Source organism: Sedimentitalea xiamensis (assembly GCF_030164465.1).
GTDB lineage: Bacteria > Pseudomonadota > Alphaproteobacteria > Rhodobacterales > Rhodobacteraceae > Sedimentitalea > Sedimentitalea xiamensis.
This window is the reverse complement of record NZ_JASNJE010000045.1, coordinates 1-23960: the sequence shown is the minus strand read 5'-3', so window position 1 is coordinate 23960 and position 23960 is coordinate 1. Positions and strand designations below refer to the sequence as shown.

Here is a 23960-nt window from a genome sequence, read left to right as displayed (position 1 = left end):
GAAGCTTGGCTTACATGGGTTCTCGAGCGTATCGCCGATCACAAGATCAACCGGCTCGACGAACTGCTTCCATGGAACTGGACGCCGCAATAGGCCTCAAGTGCGTAGTCGGACGGATACGGTCATTCACCGTCGCGCCCGACGCCAGCGTTTCCGCCACAATCCGCGCCTTCACACAATCCGGCCACCGCCGGTGCCCGCTGTCTGAGAATTCGAGACCCAGACCTCTGAGAAACTCTCTCTTCGTCTTCATTGAGAAACTCACTACCTGTCATCCAACAGGGGTTGAGTCTCAAATCCAACGTTTCAGCAGAAGGTGACCGCCAGACGCCGCTTACGCAGTAACCGATGCCAATTCCCAACCATCCGCGTCGCAAATGGACAATGACATGGCGCTGATTCAATGGTTCGTTCCGCGGGAAAACGCTTCAAAACCAGTCAGGAACGCCGCTCAGGTCTCTTTCCGTAATTGCAGGGCCAGTCCGCGGCTGTTCGACCATGCGAGGGCCGCTAGGACGACGAGCAACCCCATCGCGATCGGGATCAGCGAGGCCAGCCCGAGCAGGCCCGCGTGACCCAAAACCGGACCGGTGGCTTCGCGAACGCAGGCGTCCCGCAATGGACCCGGATCACCCGCCGGGCAGAGGCAGGACGCGCCGCTCAGCCATTCCGGCAGGACATTGCAGGACCAAAGCGACCAGTCAGGCGTCATCAAGTAGATCGGCACGAGCAAGGCAACGGAGAACAGGAAGGCCAACAGCCCGTAGATGCAGAAGATGACGGCGTAGGCCAGGAAAATCCACGCCACGCCGAAGCCGCGCAGGCGCATTAATAGCTGTGCCTTGGCATTGCCGCCGACCAGGCTCCAGACACCGAAGCCGATCACCAGGAGCGAAAATCCCGTCGCGCCAAGGGCCGTCAAGCTGATGGAACGCTGCAATTCGCGCATTCGTTGATCCATCTCGTTCATGAGCTTGAAATTGGATAGGTTAGCGATGAAGTTCGCCTTGAGATAGTCAAAGACTTGGTGCCGTTCGGCCGGATCGAAGAATAGCCGTGCCCCATCGTAGACCGGAACATATCGGTATGCCGTGTCGTCGACCAACATCTGACCCGTAGCCTCGATCTCGACTTCCTGTTGATAGAGTTTCAGAGGCATTAGGACCGAGACTTCGTCCCAGACCGGGCTGGGAAGCGTGGACAGCATGCTGACCTGTTTCACTGCACCGCCTTCAGGCGTGATCTTCGCGTAGCTGGCATCGGGATCGTTGTCCGGGGACACCATGAACCCGAGGGGCTTGTCGATCATGTCGATCAGTCCTACCACCAGTTTCGATTCCCCGTTGAGCAGAATCTCGAAATCGTCGAAGCCCTCCTTCATGCGCGTCAGGACAGGCCGTTCGCCGGATAGCCGCATTTGTGTGAACATCTCGTCTTCGTAACACCCCGCCAGAAGTCCGACTGCGCGGTCGAGTTCTCGGGATTGATCCGAAAAGGCCAGTTTGGCTTGCGGTTCATAATTGTAGGGAAATACGTGTTGCAGCCCCTTGCAGGGATTGGTCATCAAGCTTAGGCTGTCGATTTCAGGCGCTGCGTCCTTGGGCCCAAGCCACGGTTTGCCGTCCAGTTGCCGCACGATGTCGCTGTCGATCTTCTGCCTTGGGTTGTCGGCGCTGGTCTTCTGGTAGACGACCGCATGCCGGACGGAAGGATCGCTGAGGGCAAGTTCGAACCGCTGACTCACTTCGTTGTGCGCAAGAAGACCGAAAAAGATGGCAAGGGTCATAATCGTCATCATGGCCAGGCAGGGCAGGCCGGCCGCGCGCGGCATCCACATGCGCGGTCCCGGACCGTCTCCTGACAGCTGAGGCGGTCCGGGACCACCCGATACCTGGATCTTGCCGCCGGGCCGCAGCGCCAGTTCCCGCCCAAGCCGCACGGCGAGACGGGCGCGTACCCGTAGAACGGGAAAGCGCTTTTCGTCGGCATCGTCCGTTTCGGTCAGCGGCGCGTCGTCGGTCCGCTCGTCTGCCCGCCTGTCACCTTCGGCCAGCGCATCCAGGAACAATCGTTCGGGAAACCCCGCTGTCGTTGCGATCGCGCGGGCCTGCCGCGCGCCGTCCGGACCGTCGAGGCTTTCCCTGGCTGCGCTGATGATCAGCTGGCCAGTCTTGTCTAGGACGTGGAATACATCGCCGAAAAGCCCGGCGATAAAGGGATCGTGCGTCACCATAACCACGGTCCGGCGCCCTTTCCGCATCCGTGTGCATAGGAGGTCGACAAGCGCATGCCGCCGGTCATGATCCAGGTTCGAACCAGGTTCGTCCGCAAAGATGACGTCCGGATCGCTGGCCACTTCGCGCATCGTGGCGATAGCCTGGCGTTCGCCGCCGGAAAAGGTCCAGACCTCGCGGGCGCCCGACACGTACTGCGTGGGGTCGAAGCCGAGCGCAGCCAAGTCTTCGGCAATGCCGCTGGCCATCGGACCGTCAAGCTGAAGGCCCTTGGCCAGCATCGTTGCTTCCAGGTTGGTGGTCACGCTGGCGTCCCGGAACAGGTCGTTGCCCTGTAGCACAAACCCGAAATTCCGGAACGCCAGATGCCGCATGGAACCGTCCATCGCTTCGGCCAAGGTTTCGTATGGTACGTAGTTCCAGTTGGAAGGATGATCGTCCTTCGCCACGAGCAAGCCACCCAGAACGGACAGGAGCGTGGTCTTGCCCGATCCGGAGGGGCCGAGGATGATCGAGACCCGACCTCGGGGTATCCGAAGGTCCTCGACCTTCAGGCGTCGACTCTCGGCCCCTATTTCGAGGTCCAGCTGTTTCAGGTGCAGTACCGAAGGCTCTGTCGCCATCGGTTCAGTTCCCCGGACCGGAAGCCGGAGTGGCCGGCTGATAGCGAAATACCACCCGGAAGCCGACCGGTTCACGCGCATCGGTCATGGGCGTTGCGCGGCTGGTCCATTCGCGGTCGATGACTCGGTCTACCGACCCGCCGTCGGACCGGAGACGCACGATCTTGGCGCGCCGGCAGGGGTTCTCGTTCACGATATGGCATGTCGCCAGCCATTCCCAAACATCCGGATTGATTTCCAGGCTGCGCTGCGCGTCGCTCAGCAGTCGCTTCATGCAGCCCTGAAGATGGTCGGAGTTCATTGGATAGATGCCGGCCTCGGCCGCCTCCAGGATCGGTTTTGGTGGTCTGGTCTGCCAAATTCGGTCGGGCACGCAATCTGCCTTGCCCTGAAGGAGCCGCCAGTCAGCTTCGACGAAGCGCTTGTAGTCGATCTCGGACGGTAGGCTGAATGCACCCAGGTCGCCCACTTGCGCGTTGAGATAGTCCAGATAACGTTCGGCCTCGCGGTGGCTTACCTGCATGATACGGGAGGTTTCGGCGACATCGCCGACGCGTTTGCAGGCACTTGCGTCCTCGCAGGCATCCCAGTCGGTCAGCCGGATCAGATCACTAAGAGCGACGATCTCGCCCGAGTCTGCCTCCGCGAGTTCGGCGATCCGGACGGTCGGACACTCCGTGCAGGGACGGAAAGGCGCGCCCACAGCCCAGTCAAGACGGGTTGGATGCGCAAAGTGAAACACCTGGTGATCCTGCGGCGTCAGGTGCGAGCGCAACGGAACGAAGCCCCGGCCGATCTGAATCGGGTTGCCGAACCGGCCAGCCAATTCGGCTTCGACCTGGTCCGCCATCTGATACGCGGGAATCCTGCCCCGGCGTTCCTCAGCGCCGCCGTCGAGCCGACGCAGCACGCGCAGGAACGCCACTCGTATCAGACCGTCATCAACGAACAGGCCCTCGCTCCGATCATCTCCTGTTGCGGCGCTCATGAAATAGGCGCTGCCATCGAAGCGGGCGAGCGACTGCTCGCGTTCCGGCGCGGCGCGAAACCGCGCGAGAGCGTCGCCGGTGTGACAACCGACGAGGACCCCGAAGAACCGGAAGCCGCCACCCTCCGCGCCCAGTTCCGCCGCGCGGGCTTCAAGCTTATGGAGGATGTTCTCCAGCGGCAGACCGTCGAGATCGCGCCCGATCAGCTTGCCATCCCGAGAGCCATGGCCGGAATACCAGAGAAACATCTCGGCTCCGTCCTCAATTCGGCGAAAGGCCTGAGCGACCCCTTCCGAGAGATCGCCCCCGGTCGGATCTTCGCACAAAATGGTTTCGAACCCGCGATTACGCAATTCGCGAGCCACCGCTCGGGCATCCTCGATCGGCGTCGTCAAGGATTTGAAGGGACCAGCCCCGACCGCGCCATAATCGCTGATCCCGATGATAAGCGCCAGCCGCTGGCCGGCGTTCTCGAAATGCGCGCGGGCCTGGCGTTCGGACTGCCATCGCGGCGGGTCCGCGAAATTACGGGCGTGCTCAGCGGCAGTGATCAGCGGCGGAGCAGGCTCGACCGCGCAGCCTTGCGCCATGAGACCGGGCCCCTGCCAGCAAAGAAACAAGGCGCAGATGCAACGCAGCAGGACAGATCTCATGGCAGCATCTCCACGGGTAACCAGTACAGTGCCGCGCCTCCGACCGTACCCCAATCCCATGAATAGGGCCGGGCATTCTCAAGCTCCCAGCGAATCCGGCCGCCGCCGGATTCTACCTTGCGTAAGCCGCTGCCGATCTTTCCATTGATGACGTTGAAGAGCCATGCCTGGCTGCGGCAGATATCGTCGGTGAACGCGGTCTTTTCTTCCGGTGGAACGTTCTGGTTGTTCAGCCAGATGACAAGGTCTTCGACACTATTTTCGCGCAGTACATGCGACAAGTGATTGGCGGGAATTTGGAGTTTCTCTTCGATCAGGACGGCGATCGGGCGGTCCCAGTCAGGCGGCTCTCCGGCAACGGTCTTGAACATTTCCTTGTAGAGCGCACGCACAGCTTCCTGCTCCCGGTTCGGGCCGAAGGCATTGCAAAGCGACGTAGTCGCGATTTGCGTTCCTTCCAACGCCCGGTAGTCCATCGCCACCCAGAAATCGAGCATGTCGGTACCGTCGGGATACTGCTCAGGGACCCAGCCGACATCGACGAATTGCGACGTGGCAAGGGCCTGGTTCGCCGCGGATTTTGACACTCCGCGTTCGTCAAGAATATCGAGGAACCGATTGGTCAGATACAGAATGGTTAGCCGGTCGCTTTCAAGAAGCGCGCCGGGAGCGATCTTTTCCATAGGTTTATTCGCGGGTCCGCCCGACGTATCTCCCTGAGCGGAACGCAAAGACTGTGCCCGCGCGTCAAGCGCAAGGTCCACGGACGAGAATACGTTGCCGATCTGTCGATAGATGCTGTCCACGACCGCTTCGTCCGTTTCGCTGGTTTGGTCCGGATCGAAGGATCGCTTGAAGCCGACGCCAAGCTTGCCATCGACGTCACCGCCCACTGTTTCCATAGACAGGGCGCGGGCGAAGCCTTCGAAACTACCACGGCTGGTCATGATTGCATCGACGTCCTGCTTGCTGTCGCTGGCGATCTCTTCCCCGCGCACGCCCACGAAAATCACTGATGCTTGCGCCGCCTTCACGTCTTTGGCGACGTCGTCGATGGAGACCGGTTCGCCGAAAACGCGCGCGCAATCCACCGGTTCCTGGCCAAGTAGGGCGTAAACCTTCGTTCCGTCGCAGGGGCCGTGATCCCCGATCACGATGACCACGCGCAATTCACCTTCGCTGCGGAAGTCTTCTTGCAGAACACGTTGGATCGCCGCGCCCACGGCTTCGGGCTTGTCCTTGTTCGGGTCGCTGCGGAACGGTTCAGACGCGTTGGCAAGACGGTCCATCACCCGCCGCCACGCTCCGCTTCCGGTACTGCCGAAGCGTTCGAGCGGCAGGAATTGCACGCTTTCCGGAGCGCTCGGATCGTCATAGTCGCCATAGGCATAGGCTGCGATCCGCCAGCGTGACAGCAATTCCCGATCATCGATGCGTTCTAGCAGGAACTTGTTCACCGCGTCTGCCGCCAGTTCAAAATACTTGCCCATACTGTATGTGCCGTCGATCAGCAGGGCCACATCCACGCTGCGCGCCGCCTCCAGATCGCGCAGGTACTCACCCCGCGCGTCGAGTGTCTCTATGCTTACTTCGCGGCTGGCAGTACCGGGATTGTCTGACGCTCCAGGAAAGGCGATGGCGTAATAGTTCAGCGCATCTACCTGCGCATGGTCGATGATCGGGAAGCGCGGACGCACCTTGTCATCCGGTTCCGTAAGGTCGTCAGGTTTCACCGCTAACGGTTCCGGTGTACCGGCCGCGCGCGCGAAATCCTCCGCATCGAACTGGTTGGCGAAAGCGAACCATTCCTTTCTGTTTGCGGGGGTACTTCCGGTCGGCTTCCAGGGCGCATCGTTCGCGGGGAAATAGCCGCTCATCCTTGTAGACCACAGAATGACCTCTCGCACATCAACCCAGCCCAGTACGGCCGTGCCTTCCTTCTGGTGACCTCCGATCAGGAGGTAAGTTGTCTCGCCCGAATCCTCGAAATCGAATACGTAGTTGATATCGAATAGCTTCAGAGCCTTGCCCATCGGCGGGCCATCCGGCGCACCGTACAGCTTGGCGCCGCTGTCGACCGCACCTTGACCGGCATCGGTAGGATCGTTTCGCGCGACGACCTTGGCGGTCAGCAGGCTGTCTTCAGGCACGTAAAGTTCGGACAGGTTTCGCGAGGCGGAAAGATCGTCGAAGGTCAGCGCGTCACCCGGCACGACGTTGTCACGCTCGACCCAGGCGCAGCCATAGGGTTGCCCAGTGCGATCCGGATCGCTCGCATAGATCACGAGGTACTCGCCAGAAGGGGCCTGCTTGAGAATTTGCAGCTCCGAACCGATCGCCGTTCCGTCGTAATCGGAAGCGCGAAATTCCTCCGGTGCGTCCTCGAACGGAAACCCGCCGGAACCGATGGGTGCGGTCAGCCAAGTAGTGTCCGATCGTGCTGAGAAGTACGGCTTGCCGAAAAGCCCGTTGTCAAAGTCCGCCGAAGCTGGAAACCCGTTCCGCGTTCTTTCTAGCTCCTTGAAGATATCGGCGAGGCCCAATCGCACCAGCCCGTTGTCAACATTCAGCGGGCAGGCGCCGTCTTGGGCCACCTTTTCCTCTGCAAAGCCGATATTTGGCAAACCGCCCAGAACAAATGTCAGGATTGCCGCAAACAAGGGCACCGCGAAGGAGGGTCGCAGCGCTTCGTGACCCGTTACCACGGATGCGCTTTGCTGACATAGTTTTGGGGTCCATTCCATGGTCAACCGTCCTTCAGATTGTTAGCGCGAATTGTACGATCGATACGCTCCAGCGCCCCCTCGTAGGCCAAGGAAAACCGGTTCGCGACGTTCCCGTAATTGTTTCGCATGTCCTGTAGGGTGATGGGCAGAACTGTCACGCGGTCCCATGTGCTGTCACCGCATACGGAGCCGTCCGGAGATAGTGCGATCACGATTAGGTTGTCGGCGGGCGTTTCGGACAGCGAAGCGTCCAGATCATCGAATTCACGGCAGACGCCGAACCCCAGCTCTTCCGCGCGGATGTTTACGGCAAGTACCGGCGCGATCACCGGTCCGGACGGATCACGCGTATCCCAGTTGACGGCATTCTCCTGCCGCAGTTCCGCCATCTTGGCCAAAAGCGTTGCTGGTTGGGCCGCAACGGTCTCCTGACGGTTGTCCTGACGCCCACCTGACAATTCCACGGCCGCGCTGCGTATCTTGTCCTGTATGTCGCTTGCGGACGCGCCATGGAACATGGGGTTGCCGTCGCGTGCCGTTGCAATTGCCTCGAACCCGCCGCGCACGCGCTGCAACACGATCAGCAGGCGTGGCCTTTCGAAGACGAGGCTCTTGGACGATGTCACCACATCGTTCGCGGTAACCGCCAAGTTTACCATCCGGTCCCAGAAGAATTGCTGATCGAGTGATGAAGACGCTCCGATGCTCTGCAATGCGGCTCTGCCTGCATCGCCGGAAAGCGACGTGCCGACGAAAGCGATGATTGGGCGCGGGGAATCCACGGCGACGTTAGCGCGTCCTTCATCATCGAGCGTGGTCTGGCCGGACAGCACACAATCAAGTGCGCTTCTGCCTAGAGTGATTTCTGCCGATCCGTCCCTAGGCACTTGCAGTATGTCGTGACGCTTTTTGTCCGGCGTTGGCTGGTAAAATGGCAAACCGTCCGGGGACCTAGCAGGCAGAGTGCCCCGACCTTCCATGACCTGGAATAGTCGAAGGTTCGGGCCGTCCGGTCGCACAGACAAGGCGATGTCACTGCAAAGGATTGGCTCAGGCGCGCCATCGGCCTTGCTGTGCATGGCGATGCGGATGTCCGCCATGTCGATCAACCGGCCACGCGGTGTCAGCCTCACGGGCTTGCCCGTCCAGACCGCGTTGAACGGGCCTTCGCCATTCTCGGTGGCCAAGAAATCTGCAGACCCAACAAGGGCCTTCGCTGGTTCGATCCATGCGTCGAAAGGCGGTTTCGGCGATACTTCGATATCAAGCTTCTCGTCAGCTATGGGCAGGATGGGAGTTGTGATTTCCTGGCTGCCGCCGCTTTCGAACGCGATTTCCCTGGTAATAAGAGGCGCTTCCAGGTTGTGGGGTGCGAACAACCGGACCCTTCCTTCGTAGAATTGCGGTTCGCTCGCGGTCTGGAGCCGTTTACGTAAAACAGATGGCAGGGACGACAGGTCGAGCGGAATCGACACTGCGACCTCGCGCCGTTCCAGCTTAGTGGCCGGCGGAGGCGCGGGCTGATAGAAGTAGGAATCCAGGCTGTAGGCGTCGCTCAGTCGACATCCGCCTGGCGGCAGTTCCAGATGAGCTGGGCGGATCAATTGGCAATCCAGGTCCGACAAGGGTTCATCCAGCCCTATATCCGTAGCCAGAAGCGTCGTCTCGCGCGCCGTCCAATCGGTGAAGGTGATCGAGGAGAGCCGCTCGCCTGCCGTGCCGAGCGCGCCGCCGAAGACCCGGATGGCGACAGATTCGTCCTTGGTCAGATCGCGACCGGTCAACGCGTCTTCCGGTTGGACAACCACGTGGCGCTGGGGCCGCAATGTCATGCTCTCCACCGCCACGTCGCCGTCTGCAGTTACGTTCAGGCAGTACCGCTCCAGCAGGACCTGGGCATCGGTGCCCGGCGCCCGGATCCGGCACGCGACAAGTCCGTCGAATTCCTCCGGATCGATCACGAACGGGACGTTGGCGGTGTCTGTGCCTTCATCGAATACCAAGGGTTCTGGTTCCGTTTTGTCACCGTCGCCGATGGTGAGGGCAAGTTCTTCGCTCAACATGCCGGCCGGCACTCCCTCGCGCCGGACTTCGACTATGACTGTCTGTAGTTGAGCGATATCGGTGGCGGATTCTTCGGAAACGGGGTCCCTCACCGTTTGCGCTCCGAATTGATCCACGATGGTCGCCGCCGGCCCCGTCATTGCGCCGGGGCGGGTGGCACCCCAGTAAAACACGACATGCGACAGACTGGGTGCAAGACGCGGAATGTTCTCGCTCCATCCGCCTGTCGAAAATCCGCGCAGGCACACTTGGTCATTGGCCGTAGCCAGATCGGGCGGGATAGGAACTTTCGGCCAGTCCATGCGGCCCGTATTGGCATTCGGTTTCGCGTAAGTCGAGGTCGAGAACATGTCGGGATTTTCACTCAACTGACGACAGTCGCCCATGGCGTATCTGAAAAGATGCTGCTCGACGAGCTGCTGGCGTTCGCCGTCGATCCTCACGCCGACCAGGGTGATCGTCGGAATGCGTCCCAATGCGCCGCAATCCGCCTGGCAAAGCGCCATCGCGTAGCGTCCGTCATCAAGCTGCAGCCATCTGAGGCCGCTGCGCCTTTCACCTTCGGCGATTGCATCGAGATCGTCCGGCGTTATGCCAAGTGGAGGGGAACCGGTCGAAACGGCGATGTCGGCGATCCGGCCGGATTGCTCGGTTTGCTCGACGTAGCGCGCCGCCGTCACATCCCCTGTGACGCTAGGAGAGAATTCCTGACCGCCTGGGATCAGGACGTTGAGTAACAGATTGCCGTATGCGTCGCGTGCATCCGCAGGAAAGGACGTGCTGCCCGACGATACTCTGGCAACCTCGTCGCTTACGCGAAAGTATCGGGGAGCTGAAATGCCGGTACAACCGGACCCTAAGAATGGGCGCACTCTGTAAAGAGTCCAGTCCTCCGCCTCCAAGGTCCAGTTTCCCTCTGTGTCGTAGGTGCCGGTCCGGATCAAAAGGTTGTCCGCGCGATCCGGAAGAACCTCGAAGCTCATCCGCTCCGGTGCGCGGTTGACCGGGGACTGGCAGACATAGCGGTAGGTCCAGTCCGGCGCATCCTCGGTGACCAATTGCTGAGCGAAGAGAGCCGCAGGCCAAAGAATGCCGACCCAGATTAATCGGCGAATTTTCCTGGAGCCATTCATCTGAAAACCAACTCCGTCTTGTTCGGGCTCAGCACAAGATAGCCGCTCAGCTCGGGGGGGGCGCTGATCCAGGTTTCGTCCCGCTTGCGGCAAAGCACGATGTTGCCGTCCTCATCTTCGCCGAAAACGCGCCCTTCACCCTGGAGGGCGGCGCGGGCGGGTGCGCCTTCGGGCAAGTCGGAAACAAGCGTTTCGAACGCACTGCCTAGATCTTCGCAAGTCCGTTCACCGGCAGCGGGTAGCAATGCTCGCACCGCTTCCGGCAGGCGCTTGATATCATTGGGCCGCACCTGTCCGCTGCCACTGAACCGCATGGCGGCAAAGACGGAGTCCGGAGGCTGGCCCAAATCTGGCAGGCAGCCCATAGTCGGAGCAGTCGCCACACCGCTCACCACCAGAAACAGCTTGTCGCATTCAGCTTCAATGATTGGTTCCCCGAGTGGATCGGAAAAGTCTTTCCTTATAGACGTGGGTGTCGAGAACGTCTCATCCACTACTGGTTCGAGCCCGATTTTTGAGGAGCGTTTGTTCGAGGTGTCGATCTCTGGAGCAATATCAACGGGCTGGAAAGCGGGTTGGATTTTGGATGGCGGCGTCACCTCCGCAATCCGATCATCGCCAGTCACCCCGTCGGGCTCTGCGTCTGCCGGCGCCCAGACAACGCCGGAGGGACAACCTGGTGCGCGCACGTGGGCGACACCGATGGCCCAAACTCGTTCGAGGTCGGAATTGCTATCATCCCACCAGATCGGGCGAGTGGTGTGGATCAGCGGCTCGCCACATATCTCCGCGCGGCTGAGTTCGGCCTGTTCAAACAGGCGTCGTGACACTTCCCGACGCAAGTCTTTCTGGATGGTTGACAGCTTTGCCATTGAATCCGATTGATCAGGGCCGATATCGCCGCTGTCTGCGAAGGCATAGGCGATCTGGTCCAGTTCCTCGCCTTGCAGACCGCCCCCCACAGGCCGAGTGTCGGTTTCGATCGATGGCGAAGGTGACAGGTCGTTGGGCGCCTCGCAGCGCGCCCGAATCGCCCAGCGCCCTAGCCAATCCTGGATTGCGGCCTGGTTCGAATTCTCATAGGCGTGCACCTGAGTTGATCCTTCCGGCCGGGTTTTCAAAACCTCGCCGATGCGCTCACGCAGGTCTTTCATGTTTGAGCAATGCTTTGCCTGCTCGCCCTCGATCCGTTCAATGTTGTCCTGCACATCGCGGCCCAGACTGTTGTAGACCGTGCGGATCGCCGAATTGATCGCCTCAGCCTCGTTGATCAGTCGTTCCATTGAGTCGCGGGCGCCCGGGGGCCGCAACACGGACGGGTCCAGAACGTTCACGGGGTACTTTGCTGCGCAATCGGCCGGCATGGACGGCTTCACCTTGCAATGGATCACCTTTCTGTCGCGCAGAACTTCCGCGATGTTGGTGGCAGATTTGCCTGGCACGGCGCCGGGCAATGCGCTGGCTCCGTTCGCGAATCGGACATAATGCATCTGGGCGGTCTTGCGCACGCTTCGCCCGTCATCGCCACGCAGATTGAACACAATGCGCCGAAAGGGCACCGTTTCCAGTTCTACGCCGAGGGCCAGACCGAACCCCGCGTTGGAGGGCCATTCGTCGGAATCCACGGTCACGTCGTCGTCGGTATGATGCTCGGTGAGCGTCACCAGCGCCCCGCGCAGGTTGCTGAGAACGTCGCGCCCGGATTGCTCAACGGCTTCGCGGGTGGCGATCAATTCCTCCGTATAGCGCAGGGCCTGCTGCGCCTCGGTGACCAGGACCGAGAGTTCAGGGTCGGGCGCATTCCGATTCGCGTTCTCAATCAAGAATTTCGACTGCCGCACCAGCGTCGCTACGTTCCGATAGTCGAGCGTCAGCACCAGGCGTTCGGTGAACTCGATGATCAGGCGCTTGTTCTCCTCACGCACGCGGCCGGAAAAGGGAGCTGTTTCAGCGCTGTCCTGCAAGAGGTTGCATTGCATTGACGCGTCCCAGAATTGCTGGGCAATCGCATCCGCCCCCCGCAGGACGTCTTCCCCGAAAACGCCGCGTTCGCCGAATTCGAGGAAATCCCGCCACATCCGGCATTCGGCAACATTCAGCCCTTGGAGGAATTGCCTTTCCTGCGCTTCAGCCGGCAAGCACCAAATTCCCAGCAGCAGAGGCGCCATGATGCGGCGCATGATCGCGGGTGCTTGCCAGCCGAACCTCAGCATGTGTCCGGTATTCCGGACGCAAGGTAGAAGATCAGCCCTTGCCGCCAGTCATGGATCGGACTGTCCGGGTCCTCGGCACTAGCGGCTTCGGTCAGCAATCTCCGTGCATCGAGCAGCGCGCCGGTCGCCGCAAGGAATGCGGCCTCTGTGAGGGTACGCGATACCGGGTCGGGCGGAAGGCGCGATATGGTTTCCAGTTCGGCCCGCAGCGAACCCAGCGCATCCGCATCCAGCACCTCCAGCGTCCCCTTGCTGCGCTCGCCGTTAACACCGCTTTCCTTGAGCCCCCACGCGATTTCCCAATCGTATTGTCCCGGCTGGAGGTCGGAATAGACCGCGCGCCCCGGCAAGGCGGAGGACGGAGAAATCACGGCACCCACTGCGCGCAGTTGCGCTTCGCCTGTGACGCCCGAGCATGCGGGCCAGACCATTTCGAAAGTGCCGTTCGTCGATGTCACCGGAACGGGCGGAACGATGCATCCCAAGATGCTGTCGGCGCCGCAATCCTCGCCCAGGCTATGGGTGTTGCCGATCCGGCCCTGCGCCGTGCCCTGCTTATAGGGGACTTCGAAGATGGTATCCCAAACCGACTTGATGACGTTGGACCATGTGCGCCCGGGGCGTTCATCGCGCTTCAGCCCTTTTTGCGCGATCAGCGCGCCGACATTCACCTGTTGCCGCGCCAGTCCGCTGAAGTGGGTTAGGGATCGCGGATCGAAATCCGGCGCGCCTAGGATGACGACAACTTCCCTCTCCAGGAGAAGATCGTCCGACATGTAAAGGACCTCGCCCGGAATCGCGGCGCGTTCCTTCCCGTCGGCCTTCAGGATCTTGCTGGACGAGGTGGAAATGGAGGTGATCGACACGAGGGTATCGTCATCGTCAGTCAGTTTTTTTTGCGCAAGGGAGACGCTTGCCCACAGTATGCACGTGAGCGCGATGAAGACGTTGGCCAGCCAAACTGATCGCATCAGACCTCTCCGATAGCGGCAGGCGCTTGTTGCCAAAAAGCGGACATTGCCAATAAATTTCAGTTCTAAAAGTTCTTTACTCTCTTTCTACCTTATCAATGCCGGTGATTCTCTCAAAGCGGGAAAACCTGCCTTCTTGCAGGAAAAGCTCGCGGATGTCCATATACGTGTAACAGTCTACGACATAGGGCGGTGCGTCAAAATGGCGAAAGTTTTTAAAAGCGTATTAATGCTGGTGCTGCTCTATGGTGCGCTGAGCAGCAGCCACACGATACTGGACGACGTTTCACAACTGCTGGCCGCAAATACCGATTCCACACTTTCGATGGACCCGGAGGTCGTCGTGGTGCTGGTCGATGAAGGGCTGCCTGTGCGGGACGACCTTGCCCTCGCACTGCGCTGCCTGGTGGAGCGTATCGCGCAGGCCGAACCGCGTGCAATCGGCATAGACTACACATTCCAGACGGGGTTTGCCAGCGCGCTTCCGATGAGGCCGGATACATGTTTCATGCGGCCGGAATGGCGAGAACCTGCCGTGCGCGACTCTCCCATTCCGCGCCTCGCGGCAACGTCGATGCCGCCAACGGTCGTGGCGGCGGAGTTTAACGCGAAACTGGCACGGGTCATTCCACAGATGACGCTTGTGCCGCCGAATACATCGCATGTCGCGGGTGCTGGTTTCGCTGATGGACCCTGGGCCCCGAGCATCACGATACTGGAGGCTGATTCCGGTCGTGTCCGGCGGCTACCCCTGCTGACGGAATCAACACCCGGGCAGATTGTCTCGCCGGTCGGGACGGGTCATTTCGTGCTGGCGACGTGGCTGAGCGGTCTGAAAGCTTCGGGCGGGCGGCCGGTTACGCAGGATCGGATGCGCGCCTGCGCTTTGCCGGAGACGACACCGGAGGCGGATGCGGACTTCTGTGCGGCGCTCCTTGGCTTCTTCTCGGCTGTCGACAACCCAGCGCCGGCGCTGCGGTTTCGCCAGCCGGACAGGCGTCTGACGATCCTGCGCGCATCGACGGTTGCGGGATTTCCGCCAAGCCGCGACGGGGCTGGGCGCGGGCAGGTCTGCGCGCTAGACGGGACGGGGTTCTCGGACACGTCCTGCGCAGCGTTCTTCCGCCGCAAATACGTGCTGATCGGACCTGGGCGGATTTCGGACGGGGATTTCCTCACGACGCCCCTGACTCCGCTCTTTTCAATCGATCTGCTGAGCAAGCCGATCGGCGGCATTTCCGTGCGAAGCGAGTTTCCGGGCGCGGTCGTTCTGGGGCTTTTCCTAGACGGGCTCGTTCGCGGCAGTTCGGAATTCATAAGATCCGATCGGATCTGGTCCAGCGTGGCAGCGCTCCTCGCGGCCCTAGTCGGCGTCTTGACCTACATGCTTGGCCGCCGCGACAGAGGCGGCATCGCGAAGGAGACGGTCACCGTCTTTGCCACGATCCTCGGCATCGCCATCGCAGTTGCTGTTCAGGCTTACACCCTCAATCTCTGGTCGCTTTCCATCGGTCTCTCTGGGGCGATGTTGACAGGATATGCCTCCTGGCTTGTCGCCGACTATTTCTTTTCACCGGTTAAAGACGCGACATAAGTCCGCAATTGTCTCAATACTGCCGTCGCGGCGAATGGCCCTTCTGGTGGAGCTGTACAGCGGCGCTTGAAGGAATGGTCAAGGTCCGGACTGGGCTGGCCACGTTGATCTTAATTCATGCTGCGCCCGCAACCTGACAGCCTGAAGGCGGGCAGGGATCAACCGGATTTTCTTGCGACGCGGGAGTTTCCTTCGTCACTGTCACAGGCACGAAAGACACCGGCGAGAAGACCCAAGCTCACCGTTTCGATACTGCCGCTGCCAGGTGGTCAGCAGCGACCGGCAAATGCTATGCCGGGGCGCTGTGGCCGCCGCTTGTCGGTGGCCGATAAAGCTCTCCTCCACAATGCGCAGGATAACGTATTGATTGTTTCGCACGTTTGACCGTGACGATGGTTCCTTTCAGACTGGCTGAGAGCAGCAGAGAATGAACGACAACGAAACGCCTAAACCGATGGGACAAGGGATACAGATAGACGAGGCGCGGATGCGGACGCCGATCTCCGACGGTTCCGCCGGCAAGCCATGGGTCTTCCGGTACAAGGACCTCGAAAGCTGGTGGTCCAACCCACACCAAGACCGACCGGGCGGGGTGGAAAGCGGGGCGCCAACCGCCTGGTTGCCACAATCCAAGCCGATCCGATTCACCCAACTTGGCTGCCCAGTCATCGACCGAGGCAGCAACCAGCCGAATGTGTTCTTTGATCCCAAGTCCTCGGAAAGCTCCATGCCGCATTTCTCCCGCGGCTGGCGGGATGATGCCATCCAGCGGGCGTATCTGGAGGCGACCTATCTCTTCTGGGGCAATCCCGCTCATAATCCGGTTTCCTCCGTCTATGGCGGTCAAATGGTCGAGCTGCCGGACTGCGCCGCCTGGACCTGGGATGCGCGGCCCTATCCGTTCTTTCCCGAACTCACCGATGTCTGGGCCGATGGGCCGAACTGGCGGCTGGGCCACTGGCTGACTGGCTGGACTTCGCCTCCCTGGCAGCACTGGTGCGCCACCTCTGCCTGAGCGCCGGATTGCCGGGGGACCGCATCGATGTCAGAGATCTCCGGGGCGCGGTGGAGGGCTACGTGATCGGGCGCTTGAATCCCCACGCGCCTCGATCACCACGCTGGCGCGGCATTTCACCGATCTCGCGCTCTTGGGCGGGGCCAATGCGCTGGCCATCGAGTCTGCATCCGGCATCTGGGAAATTGTGCAGGCAGGCGCGGCTGAGCTGATCGCACCGGGCCGGTATCGTCTGACCCGCCTTCTGCGCGGCCAGCGCGGCACAGAAAACGCCATGGGGAACCCGACGCCTGGCGGCGCGCAGGCGGTGGTGCTCGACGATAGCCTTGCCACCCTGCCGATCGCAGAGGCCGACCTCGGCATCCCGTGGAACTGGCGCATCGGCCCGGCCAGTCACGCGAAGAGCGAGGAGACCTATGTTACTCAAAGCTTCACGCCGGCAGGTGTCGGGCTCCGGCCCTTCTCCGTCGCCCATGTCGAGCAACCCTGGCACCGGCCGCGCGTGCATGGTGACCTAACGATCCGCTGGACGCAACGGTCCCGTGCGCTCGCCACCGACAGTTGGGGCGGGCTCGAAGTGCTGCTCGGTGAGGAATTGCAGGCCTACGAGGTCGAGATCCTTGACGGTGCAACAGTGAAGCGGGTGCTGACCAGAACCACCCCCACCGCGCTCTATACCACCGCCGATCAAATCACCGATTGGGGCGCGCTGCTCGGGTCCGGCGACACGCTCGATATTCGCATCTACCAGCTCTCCGCCCTCGTGGGCGGGGCGCGCCGAGATCCGTCATACTCGCCTTCTGAAAGCTCTTCCATGTCCGACGCCACCACCCACTTGGCTCTGCCGTACCTCCTCGCGGCGCGGGCCCAGAAGCATGTCACCCATAACGAGGCGCTGCGGCTGCTCGACGGGCTGGTGCAGTTGTCCATCCTCGATCGCGATCTGACGGCACCGCCGGCCAGCCTGGCCGAGGGCGACCGCTACATCGTCGGCGCCGGTGCCACCGGTGACTGGGCGGGCTGGGACCTGAATGTCGCGTTCTGGACGGACGGAGCATGGCTGCGCCTGTCCCCGCGGGTCGGTTGGCGGGCTGGGTCGAAGATGAGAACCTGCTGCTGGTCTTTGACGGTGTGGGCTGGGTCGGGGCCACCCCGGACACGATGCAGGACCTAGCATTGCTGGGATTGGACACTACAGCGGATGCGTCAAACCCATTTTCAGCAAAGCTCAACGCCACGCTCTGGACGGCCAAGACTGCGGCAGAAGGCGGCGATGGCGATCTCCGCTACACGCTCAACAAGGAAGGCGCGATGGACGTGCTCTCTCTCCTGCTGCAATCCGGGTTTTCCGCGCGGGCGGAACTAGGGCTGGTGGGCTCGGACGATCTCACCCTGAAAGTCAACCCGGACGGCTCGGCCTGGCAGGAAGCCCTCTCCGTCGATCGCAACACCGGCATCCTCGACCAGCCGGCCTTGCCCCGCTTCAAGGCCTGCACCAACTACGACAACTACGTGGGCGTCGGGACATGGACGAAAATCGCCATCAACGCGGCGGAGGCAAATGACCAGGGGTGCCTTGACGCGGCGACCAATCTCTTCACCGCCCCGGTCGGCGGGACATATCTCTTCGGCGCCTCTCTGCAGTTCAAGACCAATGGTGACAATTCCGCGCGCATGAGCGGACGGCTGATTCGAAACGGCACCACGGAAATCCGCGGCTCCTATGGCGAGCTGTCTGGAAATCACCGGTCGGAGTAAACCACACTCTGGCTGCAGACCATGACGGCTCTCATCGCCGGCGATACCGTGGAACTGCAGGGGTATTTCCGCGCCGCGGACGGGTATTTCGCGGCCGAGACCACCACCTTCTGCGGCACGTAGATCGGATGAGCCTGAAACCAACCCTCACCGAACAGCTCGCCACTGCCCTGCGCGAGCACGGCATCACCGCAGCACTTGGCGTCTGGTTCACCTTCATCGCCGGACTGGCTGCGGCCGTCACCCGCAAGGCCTTCACCAACGAGGCGCTGCTGCACAAGCTGGAACAGGAGCTCGAGACCGAGCGCGCCCGCATCGAGAAACGACGCGACGAGGACCGCCGGGTCGATCATGACCGGCTGGCCCGGATCGAATCCGACATCCACGACATGCGCAACCTGATGCTGCAGGCCTTCCAGCGCCATCCCGACGGCTGAACGCTGACACCGCCCACCACCCCAACCAATCCATCCTGCCTGCCTGCCATCCCGGCGGGCTTTTTCGTTCCGGAGGAAACGAAAATCGCCAAATTCCTTACTCGCTGAAGCGGCATGGCGAAGAGAGCGATTCAGCCAGCAATAAACTTTGGGGTGACTTTGGCACCGTTTTTTGCTATTTTAGGGGGAAATTATGTAGACGTTTTGCGCCTTGAACAGATCGAGCGGTCGTGATTGCCGCTTTTTAAAAGATATTGAGTTATCGACGGGATTAAAACCCTCGGTCAAATAGTTCTTGCAGCCAAACTAATTAGAAATGGTTATAGACATGGGAAATTCCGTTAGTCGCGACAGCGATATTTCCAGACTCCATCCGGCAATCCGTGAAAAAGTCGCGGCGATACAAAAACAGCTTCAGAGCGAGAAGATACCATTCGAAGTGTTCGAAGCGTTCCGCACGCCGGAACGCCAGGCCCAGCTTTTTGCCAAGGGGCGAACTAAGCCGGGCAAAAAGGTGACATGGGTTGGTCCTTGAGGGTCGATCCACCAATATGGCTTGGCGGTCGATTTTGTTCTGAAGATCGATGAAAAATGGTCCTGGGACGACAAAGGCGCCAGAGCCACGTTCTGGGACAGAATGCACGAACTTGCAAAAGAGAACGGCATGACACCCCTTGTCAACAAAGAGGGACAGTTGATCGAAAAACCGCATATTCAGTTGGTTGGCGCGTCCGCCACAGAAATGCGCAACGGTATCTATCCCGAAGGCGGCGATGAAGTATGGGCTGAGCATCTGGGCGACCTGATCGACAATTGGGAAGGACCAGGGGCCGCGCCTCCAAAACCCGATCTGGCCCCCGAACGCCCGCCACTGGATCCGATGGTTCTGGCAAGCCTCGAGATTGAACAGGACAGCAAGATGCCAGACCCAATTTCGGACGCGGCATTTGACCCTCGTTTTCAGAAGTTCCACGAATTTATCAAGCGATGGGAGGGCGGTTTCGCTGATCACCCTGCTGACAAGGGCGGCGCTACGAATATGGGGATCACCATTGGGACGTTGGCCGACTGGCGAGGCGCAGATGTGACCGTCGAGGACGTGCGCAATCTGACCCGCGCTGAAGCCGACGAGATCTTCCGCACGAGGTATTACGCAATGTGCCGCTGTGGCGAGATGCCTGAGAGAATGGCCATGGTGGTCTACAATTGTGCGGTACTGTCCGGACCCAAAACGGCCATCAAGTTTGTGCAGGACGCCTTTAACGACCTGGGTCTGACCGTGGATGGGAAGGGTCTTGAAGTTGATGGCATACTGGGCCGGCTGACAATGGGCGCTGTACAACAAACCGATCCGGGTGTTCTGGCTGACGCTTTCATGGATCGGCAAGAACAGTATCTGCGAAGTCTGGATACATTTTCAGTCTTCGGAGCCGGGTGGCTGAACAGGATGGTCTCTCTTCGTGAATTCGTGAACTCACTGCCAACGGGAGCGGGCATACGCCCGACGACAAAGATGAATGTTTCCGAGAACAAGATCGACCCCAAGGACATACTTTCCATTGCTCTCTCGGGCCAAGGGAGCGATGCGAAAGCACCGCTTTCCAAACTGGCGGAGTTGCTCCTCGAAGCTGATTCTGAAGACAGTTCGTCAAAGGCTCGCAACAAGGCCCTGCTAAAGCTCCTTTTGAAAGACAAGCTGACTGACGACGCTGAGCCCGTGGATGTCGCGACCATTACAACAGGGCCGGATGGAAAACCGCCTCTGACACCGATCAACGCTGCGCTCGGTGAAACGATTGGCAACGCGATGAACGGCAAGAAATCGGTGTCAGGCATTATCGGCCTGTTGCTGACGGCGGTTTTGCCAAGCCTTGGGATTTCAGGCGACATCATTCAGTTCATTTCCGCGAATACCGAACTGTTGCTAACGGTATTTTCACTGCTCACGGGATGGGGGATGTTCGGAAAGCTGGACAAGGCGATACGTTTGGTCGGGATGGTGAACGAGCGGAGTTAGGGTCAGGACTCTGATAGGCGCACAAACGGTCGAACGCGTGGGCTTGGTATGGTCGATACAGGTAAGCTAAACACAAATCCTTCGGTAAACCTGGACGGGTTCTGACGATCATTCTCTCCCATCCGCAGACTATTTGTTCCGATAACCGACGGACACGGCAAGCTGCAGGCAAGGGAAAATCAAGCGGGGCGTTTTTCCAGAGCCATAGCAAAGGCTCAAATATTTAGGAGGCTGATGTGATGGACGATGCGACCCGCGAAGTGCGTTTTGCAGTGGTACTGTATGGCGGGGTTTCCCTCGCAATCTACATGAACGGCATTTCACAGGAATTGCTGCACATGGTTCGCGGGAGCGCCAGTCCACGTACCCTCGGGGCGGCGGATGAGGAGAAAGCCCGGGAGCAGCTCAGCGAGGTCGAGCGCATCTATCGCGATCTTTCAAAGGCGCTTTCCGGTGATGGTCGGAGGACCCGTTTCATCATTGATATCATTTCCGGCACGTCGGCCGGCGGGATCAACGGCGTCGCTCTGGCCAAGGCGCTCGCCCTGGGGTCGCGCGACCTGAAAGTGCTGCGCAGGGCATGGGCGGTGGAGGCAGATTTCGAGAATCTGCTGAATGATCGCATCAAGATATCGGCCCTCGGAAAAACCGAGTCACTGCTGGACGGGCACTACATGTATGACATGTTGCTCAAGACTCTCGGGGAAATGAACCAGGGCACATCCGGACGGTCCCTAGCCGATGACACGCTCGACCTCTTCGTGACGGCCACCGATCTCGAGGGGCGCTGGGCACCGATCTATCTGACCGACAAAAGTATGGACGAGCGGATCCACAAATCCGTTTTCCGGTTCCAGTACATCGCCGGTGACGACAACGCCGCGCCACCGCAGCGCAATGATTTTGGAGAGGAGGAGGATTCCCTGCTCGCCTTTGCCGCGCGCTGCACGTCGTCCTTTCCCGTCGCATTCCCGCCTTCGCGTCTTGACGCCATACCCGAGAAATTGCGCAATCGCCCCCGAGACTTCGGCGACATCCCCGCAGGCGAAAAGGATGATTTCGAGTCGCGGCTCTTCGCCGATGGCGGCTATCTCGACAACCGGCCGTTCAGCCATGCCATTGATCTCATTCCCTTCCGGACGCCCACGGTTTCGGGTGAACGCAAGCTGCTCTTCGTCGATCCATTCCCGGAAACCAAGGCGGAGCGGTCTCAGGAAATGGAGGTGGACTTCCTGCGCAACGCAATGCTTGCGGCCACGACATTGCCTCGCCGCGAGGTCATTCGCGAAGACATTCACGATATAACGGAAATGAATCGCCGGCTCAGTCGCCTGGGTGCGCTCCAGGACCGCTGGGCAAGGGATCAGGAAAAACTCCAGACACTTGGCGCGATCACACCGCATGCCAGAAAGCCTGACAATTTCGAGGAACTCGACCTCGCCGATCTGGTCGATCTGGGTTACGGTCGGCACTACCCGCTCTATCATCACCTCCGGGTCTATGGCACGACAGACTTGCTGACCGATTTCGTAACGCAGATCGCGGGTTACGAACTGAAATCCGACCAGTGGTCATATCTGAGGCAGGTTATCCGGGCCTGGCGCGACCAGAGATTCTATGCCTACCACCCTGAAGGCGGTAGTTCGTCCCGGCCTGGGTCTTGCCGGAGCGAGACCTTCTACCTGACTCAATATGATCTCGATTTCCGTCTGCGCCGCCTCAGCCATCTGCGCGTCGCAATCGATGCCGCGCTGAACGAACCCGGCGCAGAGGAAGAATTGCTCTGGGACGCCCTGGCCATCGTGAAGCGCGAACACTGGAACCTGCGCCGCCTGAGATCGCCGGGTTCCGAAGAGCTGGGTCACTTGCTCGCCGCTGACGAAATCGCGGAACTCAGAAACAAGCTCACAAACGGGTACGAAGAGGTCATGTCCCGTATTTCGCTGAAAGATCGCTATGCCGCGGCAACCGAGATCTATCATGATCGCGTGAAGGACCAAGTTGACAAGGCGATGGAAACGATCGGTGCAAAGCTCCGCGCAGCGTCCGAGACCAGCAGCAAGCGGATCCGGGGCTTTATCGAGGAGAAAGGTCTGGAGTCGATCCTGGAGGCCTATGACCGTTTCCATTGGCACGACAACGTGACCTTCCCGTTTCTGGAGGGAAGTTCCGCACAAGAGAATGCCGATGTTCAGGTGTTCCGCATCAGCCCCGCCGACAGCGAGATCAACGATGACCCGGCAAAGCTCGCGGGCATCAAGGTCCGCGCCTTTGGCGGTTTTCTGAACCGCGACTGGCGCGAGCACGACATCCTTTGGGGTCGGCTCGACGGGGCGGAACGGATAGTTGCTGCCTTGATGCCCGGCCCGGACAAGTCGGAGGATCGGGCAATCTACACGAAAAGGTTGCAGGAGGCGATTCTCAAGGATGAGTTCGAAACCCTCGAGTCCGGCGATGCGCGACGGCTGGCGCTCGTCAAGGCACGGCTGCGCGCGTCGCAGATCGACGACGAAACCGTCGATCAACTCGCGGCCGGAGCGCTCGGCGAAATCAAGGCAAGCGCTTTCGACGTTCCGCGGTTCCAGAAATACGCCACGGTTCAACCGGCCGGACCAAATGCGATCGCGATATCCGGCTGGACCAGCCGATCAGCCCGGATTCTCGCCCGGATGATCGACGGGCTGCCATCCTCCGGATTTCTGGGTTTCGCCGGCCCGAGAATTGCCCGTCCACTGCGCGCAGGTGGCCTCCTTTCGGCCCATCTCGCGAACTTCGCGCTCCCAGGTAGTTTCCAGCGCATGGTTGCCAACCATGTTCTGATGCTCGCCATGCTAGCAGGACTGCTTGTAGTTGTCATAGCAGCCATTGCTGGTTCAGCGCAATCAGCAGCAATCGGTGGGATCATTGTGGTCGTGGCTGCGACGTTGTGGGTGTTGCTCTACACTTTTGGTCGAATTCTCAGAGAACGCCCCCCGCTGCCCCTTCTGCTCCGTCGGATCGCCATAGTTGTCCTGGTGACGATTGTCTTGCTGCTTGCGGGTTATGGGGGATGGAGCCTGTGGAATGAATGGCAGACTCTGTCAGGCAACTGACAACATATCGCTTCGGCGACGGGATATTGGCGAACCAGAAAACCGCTTCTGCTCCACCCGACTCTTCAAACGTTGAGGTGGCGTTGAGTTGTTTTGGGGTTAAGCGAAAAGTCCCGCGTGATGTGAGACCTAAGATTTTGTTTTTACTTGCTATTTTTGGTTTCGGGAGGGCAATCTAAACTTAACCTGCGAGGGTCGCAGGATAAGTTGGTTGCGGGGGCACACAACCAACTTAACCTACTGATCTTCGCACCAGACTTCTCGGCATGGCGTTACGCCTCTTAAGCTATTGTTATTAAAGCATTTCTGGATTAACCTGGCGCATATCCTTCCGAGCGCGCTGAACAACTCCGTAAACGTCCGTGCGCCGGCCTTGCGAAGATGCGCCTTGAGCTTGGAGAAGGCCTGTTCGATGGGGGTCAGATCGGGAGAATATGGCGG

Annotated in this window: 14 protein-coding genes and 2 pseudogenes; 9 read left to right on the top strand and 7 right to left on the bottom strand. The window is 60.2% G+C overall.

Annotated features, from left to right (window positions below; all coding sequences use genetic code 11):
- A partial coding sequence (locus QO034_RS21500; RefSeq protein WP_284487573.1) for a transposase domain-containing protein occupies nt 1–93 on the top strand: 93 nt, incomplete at its 5' end.
- A gap of 358 nt (nt 94–451) precedes the next feature.
- On the opposite strand, the gene QO034_RS21495 is transcribed toward QO034_RS21500, so the two are convergent.
- From QO034_RS21495 to QO034_RS21470, 6 genes are read right to left on the bottom strand one after another with little or no spacing between them, the layout of a single operon-like run.
- The gene (locus QO034_RS21495) at nt 452–2857 is read right to left on the bottom strand and encodes an ATP-binding cassette domain-containing protein (protein ID WP_284487571.1); all 2406 of its coding nucleotides are present in this window, start codon (nt 2855–2857) and stop codon (nt 452–454) included.
- A 4-nt stretch (nt 2858–2861) separates the two neighbouring features.
- Nucleotides 2862–4436: a caspase family protein gene (locus tag QO034_RS21490; protein ID WP_284487570.1), complete on the bottom strand. Its 1575-nt coding sequence runs from the start codon at nt 4434–4436 to the stop codon at nt 2862–2864.
- Between the two features lie 59 nt (nt 4437–4495).
- A complete protein-coding gene (locus QO034_RS21485; protein WP_284487569.1) occupies nt 4496–7243 on the bottom strand; it encodes a vWA domain-containing protein in 2748 nt (915 codons plus the stop codon).
- 2 nt (nt 7244–7245) lie between these two features.
- Nucleotides 7246–10422 (bottom strand): hypothetical protein, encoded by a 3177-nt coding sequence (locus QO034_RS21480; RefSeq protein WP_284487568.1) that lies wholly within the window; start codon nt 10420–10422, stop codon nt 7246–7248.
- A complete protein-coding gene (locus tag QO034_RS21475) occupies nt 10419–12635 on the bottom strand; it encodes a hypothetical protein (RefSeq protein WP_284487567.1) in 2217 nt (738 codons plus the stop codon). The genes QO034_RS21480 and QO034_RS21475 overlap by 4 nt, the downstream gene beginning before the upstream one ends.
- Nucleotides 12629–13606 (bottom strand): hypothetical protein, encoded by a 978-nt coding sequence (locus QO034_RS21470; protein WP_284487566.1) that lies wholly within the window; start codon nt 13604–13606, stop codon nt 12629–12631. The genes QO034_RS21475 and QO034_RS21470 overlap by 7 nt, the downstream gene beginning before the upstream one ends.
- Nucleotides 13607–13652: 46 nt before the next feature.
- Here QO034_RS21470 and QO034_RS21465 point away from each other — a divergent pair, with 46 nt between their 5' ends.
- From QO034_RS21465 to QO034_RS21425, 8 genes and pseudogenes are all read left to right on the top strand, one after another.
- Nucleotides 13653–15200 carry a CHASE2 domain-containing protein gene (locus QO034_RS21465; RefSeq protein ID WP_284487565.1) on the top strand — a complete coding sequence of 516 codons (1548 nt, stop codon included), beginning with the start codon at nt 13653–13655 and terminating at the stop codon, nt 15198–15200.
- 481 nt (nt 15201–15681) lie between these two features.
- A pseudogene (locus tag QO034_RS21455) lies at nt 15682–16831 on the top strand (baseplate megatron protein TIM-barrel domain-containing protein); the annotation flags it as partial.
- 198 nt (nt 16832–17029) lie between these two features.
- Nucleotides 17030–17389, top strand: coding sequence for a DUF2793 domain-containing protein (locus QO034_RS21450; protein WP_284487564.1), 360 nt, complete (start codon nt 17030–17032; stop codon nt 17387–17389).
- Entirely contained in the window at nt 17272–17973 is a 702-nt protein-coding gene (locus QO034_RS21445) for a hypothetical protein (RefSeq protein ID WP_284487563.1), read from the top strand. Before QO034_RS21450 ends, QO034_RS21445 begins: the two co-directional genes overlap by 118 nt.
- 128 nt (nt 17974–18101) lie before the next feature.
- On the top strand, nt 18102–18410 hold the full coding sequence (locus tag QO034_RS21440) for a hypothetical protein (RefSeq protein ID WP_284487562.1): 309 nt from the start codon (nt 18102–18104) through the stop codon (nt 18408–18410).
- A gap of 328 nt (nt 18411–18738) precedes the next feature.
- On the top strand, nt 18739–18945 hold the full coding sequence (locus QO034_RS21435; RefSeq protein WP_284487561.1) for a M15 family metallopeptidase: 207 nt from the start codon (nt 18739–18741) through the stop codon (nt 18943–18945).
- A gap of 21 nt (nt 18946–18966) precedes the next feature.
- On the top strand, nt 18967–20427 hold the full coding sequence (locus QO034_RS21430; RefSeq protein WP_284487560.1) for a glycoside hydrolase family 108 protein: 1461 nt from the start codon (nt 18967–18969) through the stop codon (nt 20425–20427).
- Between the two features lie 239 nt (nt 20428–20666).
- Entirely contained in the window at nt 20667–23519 is a 2853-nt protein-coding gene (locus QO034_RS21425; protein WP_284487559.1) for a patatin-like protein, read from the top strand.
- A gap of 237 nt (nt 23520–23756) precedes the next feature.
- On the opposite strand, the pseudogene QO034_RS21420 reads toward QO034_RS21425, so the two are convergent.
- A pseudogene (locus QO034_RS21420) lies at nt 23757–23960 on the bottom strand (hypothetical protein); the annotation flags it as partial.